Source organism: Martelella sp. FLE1502, assembly GCF_053484255.1.
Genome location: NZ_JBAKFQ010000017.1, coordinates 61,384 through 76,698 on the forward strand (window position 1 = coordinate 61,384; position 15,315 = coordinate 76,698).

General features: G+C 64.9%; 14 protein-coding genes. 6 read left to right on the forward strand and 8 right to left on the reverse strand.

The annotated features are described in order from the left end of the window. The first annotated feature begins 37 nt into the window (after positions 1-37). The 3 genes from V6767_RS15065 (at position 38) to V6767_RS15075 (ending at position 5,856) form a co-directional block, all read left to right on the forward strand. A complete protein-coding gene (locus V6767_RS15065) occupies positions 38-4,042 on the forward strand; it encodes a peptidoglycan-binding protein (protein ID WP_448474228.1) in 4,005 nt (1,334 codons plus the stop codon). 117 nt (positions 4,043-4,159) lie between these two features. Then, on the forward strand, positions 4,160-5,086 hold the full coding sequence (locus tag V6767_RS15070) for a sulfite exporter TauE/SafE family protein (protein WP_448474229.1): 927 nt from the start codon (positions 4,160-4,162) through the stop codon (positions 5,084-5,086). Next, positions 5,083-5,856, forward strand: a complete 774-nt coding sequence (locus tag V6767_RS15075; RefSeq protein WP_448474230.1) for a TIGR02186 family protein — start codon at positions 5,083-5,085, stop codon at positions 5,854-5,856. Before V6767_RS15070 ends, V6767_RS15075 begins: the two co-directional genes overlap by 4 nt. Here the strand turns inward: V6767_RS15075 and V6767_RS15080 are convergent. The 6 genes from V6767_RS15080 to V6767_RS15105 all read right to left on the reverse strand — a co-directional run bounded on the left by V6767_RS15080 (position 5,837) and on the right by V6767_RS15105 (position 12,088). Further along, on the reverse strand, positions 5,837-6,745 hold the full coding sequence (locus tag V6767_RS15080) for a phosphotransferase (RefSeq protein ID WP_448474231.1): 909 nt from the start codon (positions 6,743-6,745) through the stop codon (positions 5,837-5,839). The genes V6767_RS15075 and V6767_RS15080 overlap by 20 nt on opposite strands. Beyond that, a complete protein-coding gene (gene pdeM / locus V6767_RS15085) occupies positions 6,745-7,452 on the reverse strand; it encodes a ligase-associated DNA damage response endonuclease PdeM (RefSeq protein ID WP_448474232.1) in 708 nt (235 codons plus the stop codon). The genes V6767_RS15080 and pdeM overlap by 1 nt, the downstream gene beginning before the upstream one ends. Next, a complete protein-coding gene (locus V6767_RS15090; RefSeq protein WP_448474233.1) occupies positions 7,449-9,977 on the reverse strand; it encodes a ligase-associated DNA damage response DEXH box helicase in 2,529 nt (842 codons plus the stop codon). The genes pdeM and V6767_RS15090 overlap by 4 nt, the downstream gene beginning before the upstream one ends. A gap of 52 nt (positions 9,978-10,029) precedes the next feature. Beyond that, on the reverse strand, positions 10,030-10,665 hold the full coding sequence (locus V6767_RS15095; RefSeq protein ID WP_448474234.1) for a YitT family protein: 636 nt from the start codon (positions 10,663-10,665) through the stop codon (positions 10,030-10,032). 81 nt (positions 10,666-10,746) lie between these two features. Beyond that, positions 10,747-11,052: an XRE family transcriptional regulator gene (locus tag V6767_RS15100; protein ID WP_448474235.1), complete on the reverse strand. Its 306-nt coding sequence runs from the start codon at positions 11,050-11,052 to the stop codon at positions 10,747-10,749. Positions 11,053-11,140: 88 nt separating this feature from the next. Next, positions 11,141-12,088, reverse strand: coding sequence for a methyltransferase (locus tag V6767_RS15105; RefSeq protein ID WP_448474236.1), 948 nt, complete (start codon positions 12,086-12,088; stop codon positions 11,141-11,143). A gap of 130 nt (positions 12,089-12,218) precedes the next feature. On the opposite strand from V6767_RS15105, the gene V6767_RS15110 reads away from it, so the two are divergent. Both V6767_RS15110 and V6767_RS15115 read left to right on the forward strand, forming a co-directional pair. Continuing rightward, positions 12,219-12,485 carry a DUF6460 domain-containing protein gene (locus tag V6767_RS15110; RefSeq protein ID WP_448474237.1) on the forward strand — a complete coding sequence of 89 codons (267 nt, stop codon included), beginning with the start codon at positions 12,219-12,221 and terminating at the stop codon, positions 12,483-12,485. After that, positions 12,482-12,973 carry a CAP domain-containing protein gene (locus V6767_RS15115; RefSeq protein ID WP_448474238.1) on the forward strand — a complete coding sequence of 164 codons (492 nt, stop codon included), beginning with the start codon at positions 12,482-12,484 and terminating at the stop codon, positions 12,971-12,973. Before V6767_RS15110 ends, V6767_RS15115 begins: the two co-directional genes overlap by 4 nt. Here the strand turns inward: V6767_RS15115 and V6767_RS15120 are convergent. Next, positions 12,963-14,054: a quinone-dependent dihydroorotate dehydrogenase gene (locus tag V6767_RS15120; protein ID WP_448474239.1), complete on the reverse strand. Its 1,092-nt coding sequence runs from the start codon at positions 14,052-14,054 to the stop codon at positions 12,963-12,965. The two genes, V6767_RS15115 and V6767_RS15120, sit on opposite strands and share 11 nt — an antisense overlap. Further along, a complete protein-coding gene (locus V6767_RS15125) occupies positions 14,054-14,401 on the reverse strand; it encodes a DUF952 domain-containing protein (protein ID WP_448474265.1) in 348 nt (115 codons plus the stop codon). The genes V6767_RS15120 and V6767_RS15125 overlap by 1 nt, the downstream gene beginning before the upstream one ends. A gap of 255 nt (positions 14,402-14,656) precedes the next feature. Between V6767_RS15125 and V6767_RS15130 the strand changes: the two genes are divergently transcribed. Further along, a complete protein-coding gene (locus V6767_RS15130) occupies positions 14,657-15,304 on the forward strand; it encodes a response regulator (RefSeq protein WP_448474240.1) in 648 nt (215 codons plus the stop codon). Positions 15,305-15,315 lie beyond the last annotated feature (11 nt).

The window sequence follows — 15,315 nt, forward strand, 5'->3', positions numbered from 1 at the left end:
GCCAACATTTTGGGGCAGCGGTATGGCGCAGGCGCGGATGGCACAGGAGAGGGCAGAGGCAAGACCCGGTCTCGACGCGCTCAGCCAGACGATCGAAGGCCTCGAGGCCCGGCTTTCCGAAATGATGGAAGCCCGCGCCGCCGGCATCGCGCCGCGCGGGCCTGCCAGATCGCCCGACTACCGCGACCGCGCCCCCCGCGAGCGCCGCCTGCCGGCCGAGCCCGCCAACGCCCGTCTCGATGCCGAGTTGCGCGACATCTCCCGCACGCTGAAGGATCTCCGCCAGTCCGTGCGCGACGATTTCACCGCGAGCCTCAGGGACGAACTCGCCGGCCTGCACACCATGCTCTCCCAGATCGAGCGGCAGACCGATACCCGCGACATAGACGACGACACCCGCAGCGAGCTGCTCCGGATTTCCGAGGGCGTCGACTGGCTGTTGAGCAACGCCGCCGCCGATGACGACAGCCGGCTGATGGCCGAGTTCGATCATCTGCAATCGCTGCTGCGCGGCCTTGCCGATGCCAAGAGCGTCGCCCGCCTGGAAAGCCGTTTCGACACTCTCGAACGCCAGATCGCGCCCTTCGATCCGGCCCGGCTCGATCTCGAACTGACGGCGCTGGCGCGCGGGCTCGACGACGTGCGCCGCTTTCTCGAGAATGATGACAGCGGCCACAGTCTTCAGGAGATCGAGGCCCGGATGGCGGGGCTTGCCGAAGCCATGGAGGTGCTGTGCACGCGCATTCCCGCGTCCGGCGACCGTCTCGACGGCCAGATGCACGCAATCGAGCGTCGCATCGACGATATCGACCGGAACCTCGAGCGGATCGGCCGCCGCCAGAGCGAAACCGTGCGCGACCCGGCGGTGGAGCGTCTGGAATCCCGGCTTGGCGATCTTTCAAACGCCGTTGCCGCCGTCGACTGGCAGATGCGCGACCAGAGCACCAAGCAGGCGACGCTTCTGGAAAACCTCGACGCGGTTGCCCGCCGCATTGAAAGCCACAACAGCGCCGATGCCCATACCCGGCTTGAGGCCCGGATAGAGGCTCTTGCAGGCGCGGTCGAGCGGATCGGCGCCGAGCGCAATACGCTGGGCAAGGCCGTCGCCACGCTCTCCGACAAGGTCGGCGATATTGATCTCACAAGCCTTGAGCGCCGGCTGGCCGCGAAGCTGGACGGCGTCGGCGCGGGCGGACTGAGCGAGGCCGATCGGCGCGAAATCAAGGACCAGATCGGCCATCTGGCGGGCCTGATCGAAACCCGTGATCCCCGCGCAATCGAGGATGCGGTCAACCGGCTCAACGACAATATCGCCGGGCTCGACCTCAAGGGCGCCGAGCGCCGCCTGGCGCAGAAGATCGAAACCGCCGGCTCGGATGGGTTCAGCGCCCATGACCGGCGCGAGCTGAAGAGCCAGCTTTCAAACCTTGCAACGCTGATCGAGAACAGGCGCGGCATCGAGCCGGCAGCCCTCGAAGACGCCGTCTCCCGCATCACCGGCAAGATCGGCCAGATTGACTTTTCCGCCGCCGAACGCCGGCTCGCAGCCCAGATTTCCGCCATGCCGGTCGCCGGCGCCGACCCCGAGCTGCGTCGCAAGATCGAGGCCAACCTTGAGACCGAAAGCCGTGTCGTAGAGCGTCTTGACGCCCTCGATATCGCCGGGCTTGAGGAGCGGTTGTCGCGCAAGATCGCGGCCGTGGAGCAGAATGGCGCGGAAAGCCGCCTCTCCGCGCAGCTGACGGCGCTTGCCACCCGGCTGGAAGAAAGCCGCCGCGACAAGAGTGGTCCCGAACTGCAGAAGCTCGAACGCCAGATCGCCGAACTCACCACGCTGATGAACCGGCCGGAACCGAAACTGCCGATTGGCGAGCTTGAGGAACGGATCGGCGCGCGCATTGAGGCGCTGTCGGCCAGCAATGACGATCTGGTGATCGAGGCCGCCCAGCATGCGGCAGAAGAAGCGCTGAAGAATTTCGAGGCCGGCCGCAAGGGCGAGACCGACGAACATATCGAAATCATCAAGGGTCTCGCGGCCGATCTGAAGGCGCTCCGGGTCCCGGCGAACGCCGATCAGGACAAAGCGAGCGCAGGCCTGCACGACACATTGAAGACGATCGCGAGCCGCCTCGATGCCATGCCCGGCGTCAAAGTCTCAGAGGCCCCGGACGCCGCCGAAGCGTCGGAAACGCGCGAGAAGCCGTTGCCGCGACCGCGGGTTCAGCCGTCTGCCCCCCTTGGCCCGCCGCCGTTCGAAACCCGTTTCAACGCCGGTTCTTCCGCCGCGAAACCAGAGGAAGACGGTAGCCAGGACGTTCTGGATATCCTGTCGCGGGTGCGCGCGGGACAGAAGAAGGACGCGATGCCGAGCCACGGCCCGGTGCTGCCGGTGCATGAACGCCCGGCGGCGGAAAGCCGAAAAGGCGCGCGCTCCAAACCCGCCGGCGTCATCAGCGAAGGTCTCGGCCCGCGCACGCCGCGCGCCGACCTGATCGCCGCGGCGCGCCGCGCGGTCCACACGGCGGTCGAGGAAACCAGCGAAACGGAACAGACCGAGGCGGCCGAGCCGCCGAAGGACAGGTTCTCCCGCCGCCCGGTCTATCTCGCCGGCGGCGCGATCCTGCTTGCGATCATGGCCTATCCGCTCCTGACCGGCATGGGCCGCGACCGCGACGCCATTCTCCAGGCTGCGCAATCGCTCGACGCCGCCACGATCAGGCGGGAAGCGCCGGCCCCGGCGCCGGTCAAGGTCAGCAATGCCGCCCCGGCCACGATCGACCTGACCATGACGCCGGTGGTGAAGAACAATTTCGCCGCCGAAGCGCCAGAAGAGGTCGCAAGCGCACCGGTGCGCGCCTTCAGCATGATCGAAACCGACAATGTCGTGACCGGCAGCATCGAGCCCGATGCGACCACGGACGCCGCCGCTCCTTCGCCCGTGGCGGCAAAGCTCAAGAAGGCGGCTGCCGCGCTGGAAGACAAGACGGAAGAAGCGGTGCAGACCGCTGCCGTCACCACACGGGATGTGCTTGACGTGCTGAACACGCCGGCGAAAGCGTCTCCCGAAGCCGCCGAAGCGAAAACGCCCGTCGCCAGCGCGCCCCCGGCAGAAACCCCGACCCGGCAGGCCGAAGCCGCCGCAAAGGCTGATGACACCGGGTTCCGGCCGATCACGGCTGACCTACCGGCCGGCCTTGAAACCAAGCTTCTCGCCGATGCCGCCAAGGCCGGCGATCCGGCAGCCCTCTACGAGATCGGCCTGCGTTACCTTGATGGCCTCGGCTTCAAGCAGGATCTCTCAAAGGCCGCCTTCTGGTTCGAACTGGCGGCCGAGCGCGGCTCCGCGCCCGCCGCCTTCCAACTCGGCAGTCTTTACGAGAAGGGCACCGGGGTCGACGAGGATGCCGGCAAGGCCGTGTCGCTTTATCGCGAAGCCGCCGAAAAGGGCAATGTCAGCGCCATGCACAATCTCGCCGTCATGCTCGCCAATGGCGCGGACGGCGGCAAGCCCGATTTTGCCGAAGCGGCCGAATGGTTCCAGAAGGCCGCCGATCACGGCGTCGCCGACAGCCAGTTCAATCTCGCCATCCTGCATGCCCGCGGCGCCGGCGCCGATGCCGATCTGGTGCAATCCTACAAATGGTTCGCCGTCGCCGCCAGGGAAGGCGATGCCGAGGCCGCCAAGCGCCGCGACGAGGTTGCCGAGGCGCTCGGCGATGCCGATCTCAGCCGTGCGAAGCAACTGGCGCAAGCGTGGAAGGCCCAGCCGCTCGACGAATCCGCCAATCGCCTGACAAGCCCGAAAGAGTGGACCCCGGCCGATCTCGTCGCCGCCAGCGCGCCCGTCGACAAGGAAACCGTGGTGCGCGATATCCAGACCATCCTCAACAAGAACGGCTACGATGCCGGTCCCGCCGACGGCGTGCTCGGCGCCAAGACCGATGCCGCGATCAAGGCATTCCAGAAGGCAAATGGCTTTGCCGCCGACGGTGCGATCACGCCCGAACTGGTAAAGGCATTGCTGGCCCGCAACAGCGCCTGAAAAGAATTGCAATATCACGGCTTTGCGAATTGACTTGCAGGGCTTTGAGTCGCAGAAAGAAAGCATTCTTAAGAAGGCTGGATTCAACATCCGGCCCAAATGCTATTGGGGAAACGCGTGTCGATCTACCTGCCGATTGCCGAACTTTCGGTCAATATTCTCGTGATACTCGGCATGGGCGCGGCAGTGGGTTTCTTATCGGGTATGTTCGGCGTCGGCGGCGGGTTTCTGATCACGCCGCTTTTGATTTTCTACCAGATCCCACCCGTGGTGGCGGTCGCAACCGGCGCAAGCCAGGTAGTGGCCTCCTCGGTCTCCGGCACGCTCACCCATTTCCGGCGCGGCACGCTGGACATGAAGCTTGGCACTGTGCTGCTGACGGGCGGTATTGTCGGCGCGACCGTCGGTATCTGGCTGTTCTCGCTGTTGCGCGATCTCGGCCAGCTCGATCTGGTGATCTCGCTGCTTTACGTGGTGCTGCTGTCGTCGATCGGCGGGCTGATGCTGGTGGAAAGCATCCGCGCCATTCGCCGCAGCGCCAAGCAGCAATCCGTCTCCCTGCGAAAACCGGGGCAGCATAACTGGGTCCACCGCCTGCCGTTCAAGATGCGCTTCAAGAAGTCGAAGCTCTATCTCAGCGTCATTCCGGTGTTCACGCTTGGCGGCATGATCGGCGTGCTCACCTCATCGCTCGGTATCGGCGGCGGCTTCATCATGGTGCCGGCGATGATCTATCTGCTGCGCATTCCGACCAATATCGTGGTCGGCACGTCGCTGTTCCAGATCATCTTCGTTTCCGCCTACACCACCGTGATACAGGCAACCACCAACTATTCGGTCGACATCGTGCTTGCCACCATCCTGATGCTGTCGAGCGTTATCGGCGCGCAATATGGCGTGCGCGTCGGCCAGAAGCTCAAGGGGGAGCAGTTGCGCGCGCTGCTCGCGATCCTTATCCTTGCCGTCGGCGTCCGCCTCGCCTTCGGTCTGGTCGTCACGCCAAGCGATGTGTTCTCGGTCGTCTTCGAGGGAGCGCCGCAATGATCCGCAACCTCCTCCTCGCCGCGCTTCTGTTTCCCGCCGCAGCCCTTGCCCAGGTGCCGCAGCAGGAAACGCTCGAAATCGGCACCTCGACCAACCAGATCGCGATCACCTCGGATTTCTCCGGCGCCGACCTCACCGTGTTCGGCGCGATCAACGATGCCGATCCGATCCTGCTTTCCAAGGGCGCCTACGACATCGTTGTGATCCTGGAAGGCCCCAAGGCCGAGGCCGACGTACGCCGCAAGGAACGCGTCTTCGGCATTTGGGTCAACCGCGAGACGGTGACCTTCGAGCATGTGCCGCGCTCCTACTCGATCTCGAGCACGCGGCCGCTGGATGAGGTCACCACGCCGCAGGCGCTGAATTCGTCCGGCATCGGCGTTTCGCATCTGCGCATCTCGCCCGTCGGCTATTTCGGCGATGCCAGCGACGTCGCGACCTTCCGCGAGGCGATGCTGCGGCTGAACGCCACGGACGCGCTGTACGACAGCGAGCCGGACGGGGTGTCCTTCGTGTCGAACAGCCTGTTCAGGGCGAGCCTCAGGCTCTCGGTAAACATTCCCCAGGGCACCCACACGGTGCGCGCCTATCTGTTCAAGAACGGTCGCCAGATCGCCACCGAGACCCTGCCGCTGAAGGTCGTGAAGACCGGGCTTGAAGCCCGGCTCACCGTGGCCGCGCACGAATATCCGCTGTTCTACGGCCTCGGCGCGGTGGCCATCGCGCTGTTTTCCGGCTGGTTCGCAAGCGTCATCTTCCGCAAGAGCTGATCCAGATCTCTTCTTCAACAAGGCGGGCGAGCGTGCTGCGGCCAAGCGCCGCCATACCGGGATTGCTGGCATCATAATACCAGGCAAGCCCGATCGCCTGCGCAAACGCCCAGCCGGCGCCCCTTTGCCATTCCAGCGCGTCCGAGCCGAGGCTCTGCCTGATGCGCGCCCGGCGCGGTGCGTCGAAGAGATGCCAGCAGGCCACCAGATCGAGCGACGGATCGGCCGGCCCGAAGGCGCCGCCATCGAGCACGCCCGCAAGCCGATCCCCGTTCACCAGAAGATTGCCCGGGATCAGGTCCCGATGGCTCATCACGTCGAGGCCACCCGGCGGCAGGAGCCGCAATCTTTCCCACAAGGCCGAAAGCCGCGCGACATCGAGAAGGCCGCGGCTGTTTTCAAGGCAGGTCGAAATCCAGGCGTCGTGATCCGTCAGACTGCCGCCCCGCCCGCGCCCGTCAAACCGCCGCCCTTTCGTATCCGCCTGTCGGAGCGATGCGATCAACCGCGCGATATCATCGGCAAATCCATCGGACCCGGCCAGCCCCGCGGGCGTCGCGATTTCACCCGGCAGAAATGTTTGCAGCGTCCAGTACATCGGATAGCCGTCGCCCGGCTGGCCGAGACCCAACGGCTCCGGGCAGGGTACCGGACAACAGGCTGCCAGTTCGGCAAGCGCGCGCGCTTCGGCCTCAAGCCGGATGCGGCACGCTTCGGCGTCCTCCCACCGCCTGGGAAAACGCGCCGCGATGTTTTGGCCGACACGAAAGATCGCATGGTCCGTCCCGCCCACAAGCGGGCTCACCGGCAGATCGCGATACCGGGGAAACTGTGCGGAGATCAGCGCGCGCGCCGTCGGGAGGCTGACGGGCACCTCATCGGCGTGCATCAGCAGCCAAGCGCTGCAAAGGGCAGCGAATAGACCCTATCCGGGCCCAGCATGTGCACGTTGAGCAGCTTTCGATTGAACAATCCGGCAAAGGCGCGGTGGCGCAGGTCGAGCCCGCCGCGGGTGGTGGCGAAGGCCGGCAGCATCAGCCGCGTCTCGTCGGCGGCGAAACAGGGGCGGCGGACGGATTTGCCCGGTCGATGAAGTACGGCGGAGGGGTGGAGATGGCCGCAGATTTCCGCCTCGGCCTTTTGGGACGGTTCATGACAGAAAGTCAGTCCCTCGAACGCCCAGACGTCGAACACCCGACCCGGAAGGCCGCCGACGCCATCGGGATCGTGATTGCCGTTGATCCACACCCAGTCGCAGGCTTCGGCAAGGGAGGAGAGCGTTTCACGGGTGTTCGCCGGCATTTCGCGGGCCCCCACACGGTCGTGGAAATTGTCGCCGAGCGAGACCACGCGGGCGGGGCGATAGCGGGCGATCACGGCTGAAAGGGCGGCAAGCGTGCGCCCGGTATCATAGGGCGGCAGGAAGAAGCCGCGGCGCGCATGGGCGGCGCCCCGCTCCAGATGGAGATCGGAGACGACGAGGAGGTCGAGTTCGGGGAAGAAGGCCGCTCCGGACGCATCGAACTGAACGGCATGGCCCGAAAACCGGCGCGCGCGGCCGGCCTGACCTTCCCGTTCCATCGCCTGCACGTTCATTCGCCTGCCTCTTCATGCAACATCTCGGCCGCCTCGAGTGCCGCCGCCAATTCATCGGCGGCTTCCTGAAGCACGGCATCGCCGGCGCCGCCATTGACGCTTTCGCGGCCGATTTCCAAGAGCACCGGCACCGCCAGCGGCGAAACCCGCTCCAACCGGTAGTGCACGAGATGGCCCTTGATTCGTTCCAGCATTGTGCCAAGGCGGGCGATGTCCAGCAAGCCGGACGCCGCGTCCGCCCGCGTTGCCTGCAACAGGATATGATCGGGCTCATGGCTTCGAAGCACGTCATAGATCAGATCGGCGGAGACCGTCATCTGCCTTCCGGTCTTTTCCTTGCCCGGATAGCGCCGCTCGATCAGGCCGGCGATTGTGGCGCAGGCGCGGAAGGTGCGCTTCAGCATGTAGCTCTCGTCGAGCCAGGCCTCGAGATCGTCGCCGAGCATGTCCTCGTCGAACAGTTCCCTAAGGTCGAGCGTGCCGTCGGCCAGCATCGCGCCGATATCCTTCAGCCCCCAGATCGCCAGCGAATAGTCGGTGGAAACGAAGCCGGTGGGCGCGGCACCCATGCGCTCCAACCGCCTTGTCAGAAGCATGCCGAGTGTCTGATGCGCCAGCCGGCCCTCGAAGGGATAGGCCACCATGTAGAACCGGTTTTCGAGCGGAAAGGTCTCCACCAGCAATTCGCCGCGCTTCGGCAGATGCGAATGCTGCTGTTGCAGCGCAAGCCATTCGCGAACCGGGCCGGGCAGCGCCTTGCGGCGCTCCGGATCGGCGAGCATCGCCCGTACGCCGTCTGCAAGGTAGGTCGACAGCGGAAACTTGCCGCCGGCATAGGCGGGGATCTTGGGGTCTGTATCGAAGGCGACCGAGGCCAGGCATTCACTCTCGCGAATGCCCTCGAAACGCAGCACCTTGCCGGAAAACAGGAAGGTGTCGCCGGGCCTGAGCATCTCGATGAAATACTCCTCGACCTCGCCCAGCGTCGGCCCGCCCCGCAGCGGCCCGCCGCGCTTGCCTGCGCGCACAAGCCTGATCTTCAGCATCGGCATTTCGACGATGGTGCCGAGGTTCAGGCGGTACTGGCGGGCGACATCGGGATGGGAAATCCGCCACGTGCCGTCCGCCGTCTCGCGAATCTTGGCGTAGCGCTCATAGCTGCGCAGCGCATAGCCGCCGGTCGCAACGAAATCGACCACGCGGACGAAGGTCTCGCGGTCAAGCCCGGTATAGGGCAGCGCAGTGCGCACCTCGTCAAAGAGGGCATCGATGTCGAACGGCTCGGCGCAGGCCATGCCGAGCACGTGTTGCGCCAGCACATCGAGCGCGCCCTCTCCGATCGGCGGACTATCCTGCGCGCCGACATAATTGGCGTCGAGCGCCGCCTGGCATTCCATCACCTCGAACCGGTTGGCGGGCACCAGAATGGCGCGGCTCGGCTCGTCCATGCGGTGGTTGGAGCGGCCGATCCGCTGGGCCAGCCGGCTTGCCCCCTTCGGCGCGCCGATATGCATGACGAGGTCGATATCGCCCCAGTCGATGCCGAGATCGAGCGTGGAGGTGGCGACGACCGCGCGCAGTTTTCCGGCCGCCATCGCCGCCTCGACCTTGCGGCGCTGGCCGACATCGAGCGAACCGTGATGCAGCGCGATCGGCAGATTATCGTCATTGATGCCCCAAAGCTCCTGAAACACGATCTCCGCCTGCGACCGCGTATTGACGAAGATCAGCGTCATCCGCCGCTGTTTCAGCTCCTCATAGATATCGGGCGCGGCATAGCGGGCCGAATGGCCGGACCAGGGAATCCGGGCGGAGGCCTTCAAAATCGTGATTTCCGGCCGGGCCCCGCCTTTCACCGTGATCAGCCCGGCATGGGGCGGATCGACCTCGCCGGTCTGCGCCACCAGCCAGCGCTGCAGCTCCATCGGGTCGGAGACGGTGGCGGACAGGCCGATGGCGGTGAGCTCCGGCCGCAGCCGCCGAAGCCGCGCAAGCCCGAGCGAGAGCAGATGGCCGCGTTTGGAGGTGACCAGCGAATGCAGCTCGTCGAAGATCACATAGCGCAAATCCTCAAAGAACCGGTCGGCATCCTTGCCGGCGAGCAGCAGGGCAAGCTGTTCCGGCGTCGTCAGCAGGATATCCGGCGGTTTCAGGCGCTGGCGCTGGCGCTTGGCCTGGGGCGTATCGCCGGTGCGGGTCTCCATGGTGATGGGAAGTCCGGTCTCGACCACCGGGCGTTCAAGATTGCGCGCGATATCAACAGCAAGCGCCTTCAGCGGCGAAATGTAGAGCGTGTGGACCCCGCGCGGCCTCAGCCCCGGCTTTTGCGGCCCACGCCGGTCGAGATCGGAAAGCGACGGCAGGAAACCGGCAAGCGTCTTGCCCGCGCCGGTGGGCGCGATCAGCAGCATGTCCTCACCCGCCCCCGCGCGCGCCAGCAGTTCAAGCTGATGCGGGCGCGGCTGCCAACCGTTCTCGGCGAACCAGCGGCGAAAGCGCTCCGGCAATGTTTCCGTTTCGTTCATGAGCGCAAAATGGCAATTATTGGCGAGGATGGCCAGCGGTTATTTTACCGGCTCACATCGCGATATAGCGATCCCGGCGGTGGTTGATGGCGAGCACCAGATTGATGACCACCGCGCCGGCGACCGAGCAGGCGATGATGAAGGGCGTCGCCACAAAGAAGGACAGAAGCAGCACGCAGCCGTCCAGCATCAATTGCACATAGCCTGCCTTCCAGCCGAACCGGTCCTGAAGGTAGAGCGCCAGAATGCCGAACCCGCCGAGGCTTGCCGAATGGCGAAACAGGATCAGCAGCGCCGCGCCCACCAGAACGCCGCCGAACAGCGCGCCGACCAGCGGATCGGTCTCGCCGATCGTGATGAAGTCCGGCACCACCGCCGTCAGAACCGAGGTGAGCGCCACCGCTAGAAAGGTCTTGAGGGTGAATTTCAGCCCCAGCCGCTTCCAGGCGAAATAGTAGAACGGCAGGTTGACGATGAAGAAGGAAAGACCGAAATCGAGCGCCGTCGCATAGGTCAGCAGAAAGGCAAGACCCGCCGTGCCGCCCGTCAGCAGCCCGCCGGCCTTCAGCACCATAACGCCGAGACAAGCAAGGATGGAACCGGCGATGATGCCCTGCGCATCCTCAAGCGCCGAATGGCTTTCGGATGTCGAACTGACGATACCGGCGAGAAAACGGTTTTCAGACACGCAAGGCTCCGGACATGAAAAATCGGGACCGGACGGCCCCGTCATTTCCATCGCTCAATTCTTCGCGCGCGTCAAACCGGCTTAAACCACGTCATCCTGATTGACGCGACCGCCCTCGCCTTCCCAGTTCAGGATGCGGCGGGTTTCGCTGCCGGTGAATTTCAGGCGTATGCCGACGCCGCCCTCCTTCTCCTCAGGCAGGAAGATCACGCCGAGCGCTTCCAGCGTCGTCTTCAGCTTTTCGACCGAATTGTCGCCCAGTTCGGCGGTGCCATTCTCGAATGCCTCTATCCGGTCTTCCGCCATCCCGCTTTCGGCGGAAAGCGTCGGGCGATCGATCCGGGCGAGAATGCGCGCGGCATGGCAAAGTTCAGGCGTGAAGGTCATGGTCAGCCTCCTTTCGGTCTGTTGGACACGTTTTAAGGGTAAACGCGCAGGACCGCGCGGGGTTCCCTCCGTCGACATATCGGCGGCGTCAGGGAAGCCGTTTGACCGCCAGGAACAGGATTCCGGGAACCGGTTCGCCCGCATCCTTGCGCAGCGCCGCCCGTTCATGGCGCTTCAGCGCGAAACCGGCGCCCGTCAACAGGTCCTCGACATAGCCAAAGGCGTGGGCGTAGCGCAGCGATGGCAGCAGGGTATAGGCCTCGGCCTCCCCGCCATCCTCGACCGAAAACAGGAAGACGCCGCCGGGCGCGATCAGCGCCGCGACATTCGCCATCAGGCTTTCAAGCGCGCCGAGATACATCAGCACATCGGCGGCCACGACCAGATCGGCGCGGTGACGCGCAAGCTCCGGCGAAAACAGGCCGCTTTGCTCCGGCGCAAGCAGAAGATCGGCCTGAGCAAGGTGCTGGTAGACCGCCTTCTCCTCCGCCTTGGCCAGCATATTGGCCGACAGGTCAAAGCCTTCCAGGCGGTCGACCCGCGCGTAGAAGGCCCCGCCCGAAAGCCCGGTTCCGCAGCCAAGATCGACGCAAAGCCTGAAGCGGCGCGCTTCGCCCTCGCTCTTCTCCAGAAGGGCTGCAAGCCTTTCCGGCGCGTTGTAATCGAGCCGCTCGGTCAGCGCCGCGTCGAAATGATCGGCATAGGAATCAAACAGCGCCTCGACATAGCGGCCCGGCGGATGGGCGGGCGGCTCGGCGGCGCCGAGAACGGCAAGCTTCAGGCTGGCGGCGAACAGGTCGTCGTCATCCTCGCCCTCGAGCTTTTCCAGCGTTTCGATCGCCGCCGCGACGTTGCCGGCATGCTCGCGATAGGCGGCAAGCAGCGCGAGGCCCGCCGGCCAGTCCGGCACAAGCGCCATCGCCTGCTCCATCACTTCAGCCGCGGCGGCATGATCGCCCGCCTCGTCCAGCATGCGGGCATAATCGGCGCGGCGATCTGCAATCAGATCGCCCGAGGAAAGGGAAAGATGGCTCATGTCTCGAAAACCGAAAGGAAACTGAGCGCCAATGTCGCCTTTCGAAGCGAAAAGCAAGCGGAATCGCATCCGCCGTTTTTTCTTGAATGCGCCGCAAAGCCTCTTTATCTAGCCGGAAAAGGAGAGCGGTATGAGCAACGACATCAACAGGTTTCTCGGCGGCACAGTGGTGGGCACAATCGTCCGCCTGCTGGTGGTCTCGCTGATCGTGGGCTTCATCCTGTCGGCGCTCGGCATCCATCCGCTCGACATCTATTACGGCATCATCGATTTCCTGCGAAACATCTGGAATCGCGGCTTTGCCGCCCTTGGCGAGGTCGGCCATTATTTCGTGCTGGGCGCGATCATCGTCGTGCCGGTGTTCCTGATCATCCGCATTCTGAGCTATCGCCGTTGACCCAAATCGCCACCACCCGCCGCGTCCTCGTTCTGGGCGCGCTTGCCGCCGGCGTTTCCGCCTGCAGCCCGTTTTTCGGCAGCGACCTTCCGCGCGGCGATGTCGACAGCGAGGCGATGACCGCGACCTTCCTGCCCTGGGTCAATGAGTTGCGCAAAAGCCGGGGGCTTTCAGCGCTCTCCTATTCGCGCGCCTGCGAACAGGCGGCGATCGACCAGGCAAGCCGGATGGCGCTTGCCGACAAGATGAACCACATCACCGGCGGTGAAAGCGTGCTTGTCCGGTTCAAGCGCATGGGCCTGCCGCTGCCGGCCGCCGAAAACATCGCCACGCAGCAGCGCTCACCGGAACGCGCCTTCCAGGCCTGGGTCAATTCGCCGGGGCATTTGAAGAACATGTTGGGAAATTATTCCCATATCGGCGTTGCCCGCGCCGTCAGCCCCAACTCCGGCAACCAGCCGTTCTGGGCGATGTGTCTCAGCCAGTAAACGGTTTGGCCGCCCATTCCGCAACGCCGCTGTCGCGCAGCTCGCGCGGCGAACTGACGCCGGCTTCGCGCATGGCGGCGATGATCGCCGTCAGGCTGTCCTCGATCAGCTGCGGCCCCTCATAGGTCATGCCGGAATAGATCTGCACCAGATCGGCGCCGGCGCGGATCTTCTCCACCGCCCGCGCGCCGGAATTGACCCCGCCGACGCCGATGAGTGCGAGATCGGGCCCGAGTCGCTGGCGCATGCGGGCGAGAAGTGCGGTCGAGCGCTCGAACAGCGGCGCGCCGGACAACCCGCCGGCCTCGCCCGCCAGCTTTTCTTCCCTGAGCCCCGCGCGCGACAGCGTGGTGTTGGAGACGATGACCCCGTCAAGCGCGCTGTCCAGCACTTCGGCGACGATATCATCGAGGCCTTCCTCCGTCAGGTCCGGCGCGATCTTCAGGAACACCGGCAGTTTGCGGGCGGCTTTCTCCCGCGCCTCGGCAACCCTGCCGAGAAGCCGCGCGAGCTCCGCGCGGGCCTGCAGATCGCGCAGGCCCGGCGTGTTGGGCGAGGAAATATTGACGGTAAGATAGTCGGCAAGCCCCGAAAACCGCGTAACGCCGGCAACATAGTCAGCAATCCTGTCTTCCGACGTCTTGTTGGCACCGATATTGACGCCGATGACGCCCACGCCCGCCGATCTGTTGCGGCGCTCGAGCCGGGCTGCAAGCGCGTCATGGCCGTCATTGTTGAAGCCCATGCGATTGATGACCGCCTCGTCCTTCAACAGCCGGAACAGCCGCGGCTTCGGGTTGCCGGATTGCGGACGCGGCGTGACGGTACCCGCCTCGGCATGGCCGAAGCCGAGTTTCAGCAACCCGTCGAGCGCCTCGCCATTCTTGTCGAGCCCGGCGGCAACGCCCAGCGGGTTCCTCAAGGCGAGGCCGGCCACAGTTGAGGCAAGGCTCTTGTCGTCCGCATGGCGGGCGCCGGGCAGGAGACCGGTGCGGATCGCCTTCAGCGTCAGGCCGTGGGCAAGCTCGGGATCGAGCGCGAAGGCGGCGCGGCGGCCGCCGCAACGGTAGAGGTCGATCATCAAAGCAATCCCGCAAAATCGTGACGGCCGTCGCGTTGGATGGGCAGCGGCTTCTCCCACAGAACGGCATCGAAAGACAGATCGCCATAGAGATGGGGAAAAAGCGCCCCGCCGCGCGACGGCTCGTATTTCAGAGCATCACCCAGCGCCGCGGCGTCGACGGCGACCAGCAGCAGATTTGTCTGGCCGGCGAAATGCCGCGCGGCGGTCTCTTCCACCTGACTGGCGGTCGAGAAGTGGATGAATCCATCCGCGAGATCGACCGCCGCGCCCCTGAAGACGCCGGCCGACCGCGCCGCCTGCCATTCGTCCTCGGTGACGATCTTGTAAATCGGTTGCTGGTTCATATCCGTCCCGTCGCTTTGCTGTCCGGCATCGGGTTTGGCAAAGAGTGGCGCAAATGTCCATCGCCACGCGGTCTCGGCGGCTGAAAGCAAGGGGAAATCGCGTATTTGACGGCATTATGCGCTTTTTTGGGTTGCTAATGCGGCATCACGGCGATCATAAATAGCAGGACCACCATTGTTGTGCCGTCAAACAGTTGCAGCAGCGCGAGGTCGAATGTTAAGGGTTGTGAAACTGCCTTTGGGAGGAGGCCAGGAATGACCGGACAAACCATTCTGATCGCGGACGACCACCCGCTGTTCCGCAGCGCGCTGAAACAGGCGATCGGCGGCATGACCACGCCCTATGCCGTGGTCGAGGCGGGCGATTTCGAAAGCGCCCAGCAGGCCGCGCGCGACAACCCGGAAGCCGAACTGCTTCTGCTCGACCTCGCCATGCCGGGCGTGAGCGGCCTCTCCGGCCTGATCACGCTGCGCTCCGAATTCTCCAGCCTTCCGATCGTCGTGATCTCCGGCAGCGACGATGATGACACCATTCGCCGCTCGCTCGCGCTCGGCGCCTCCGGCTTCATCTCGAAATCGGTCGGGATCGACGAATTGCGCAACGGCATCCGCAAGGTGCTCGCGGGCGAGGTCTACACGCCGGAAAACTACGGCGGCGGCGAGGAGAGCGATCCCGATATCGCCGACATGCTGCAGCGGTTGCAGACGCTGACGCCCCAGCAGTCGCGCGTGCTCAGAATGCTGTGCGAGGGGCTGTTGAACAAGCAGATCGCCTATGAGCTCGGCGTTTCGGAGGCAACCGTCAAGGCGCATGTCTCCGCGATCCTGCTGAAGCTCAATGTCGACAGCCGCACCCAGGCCGTCATCCAGCTCGGCAAGGTCAATATGGCAATGGTGGCCTGATAACTTGTAAA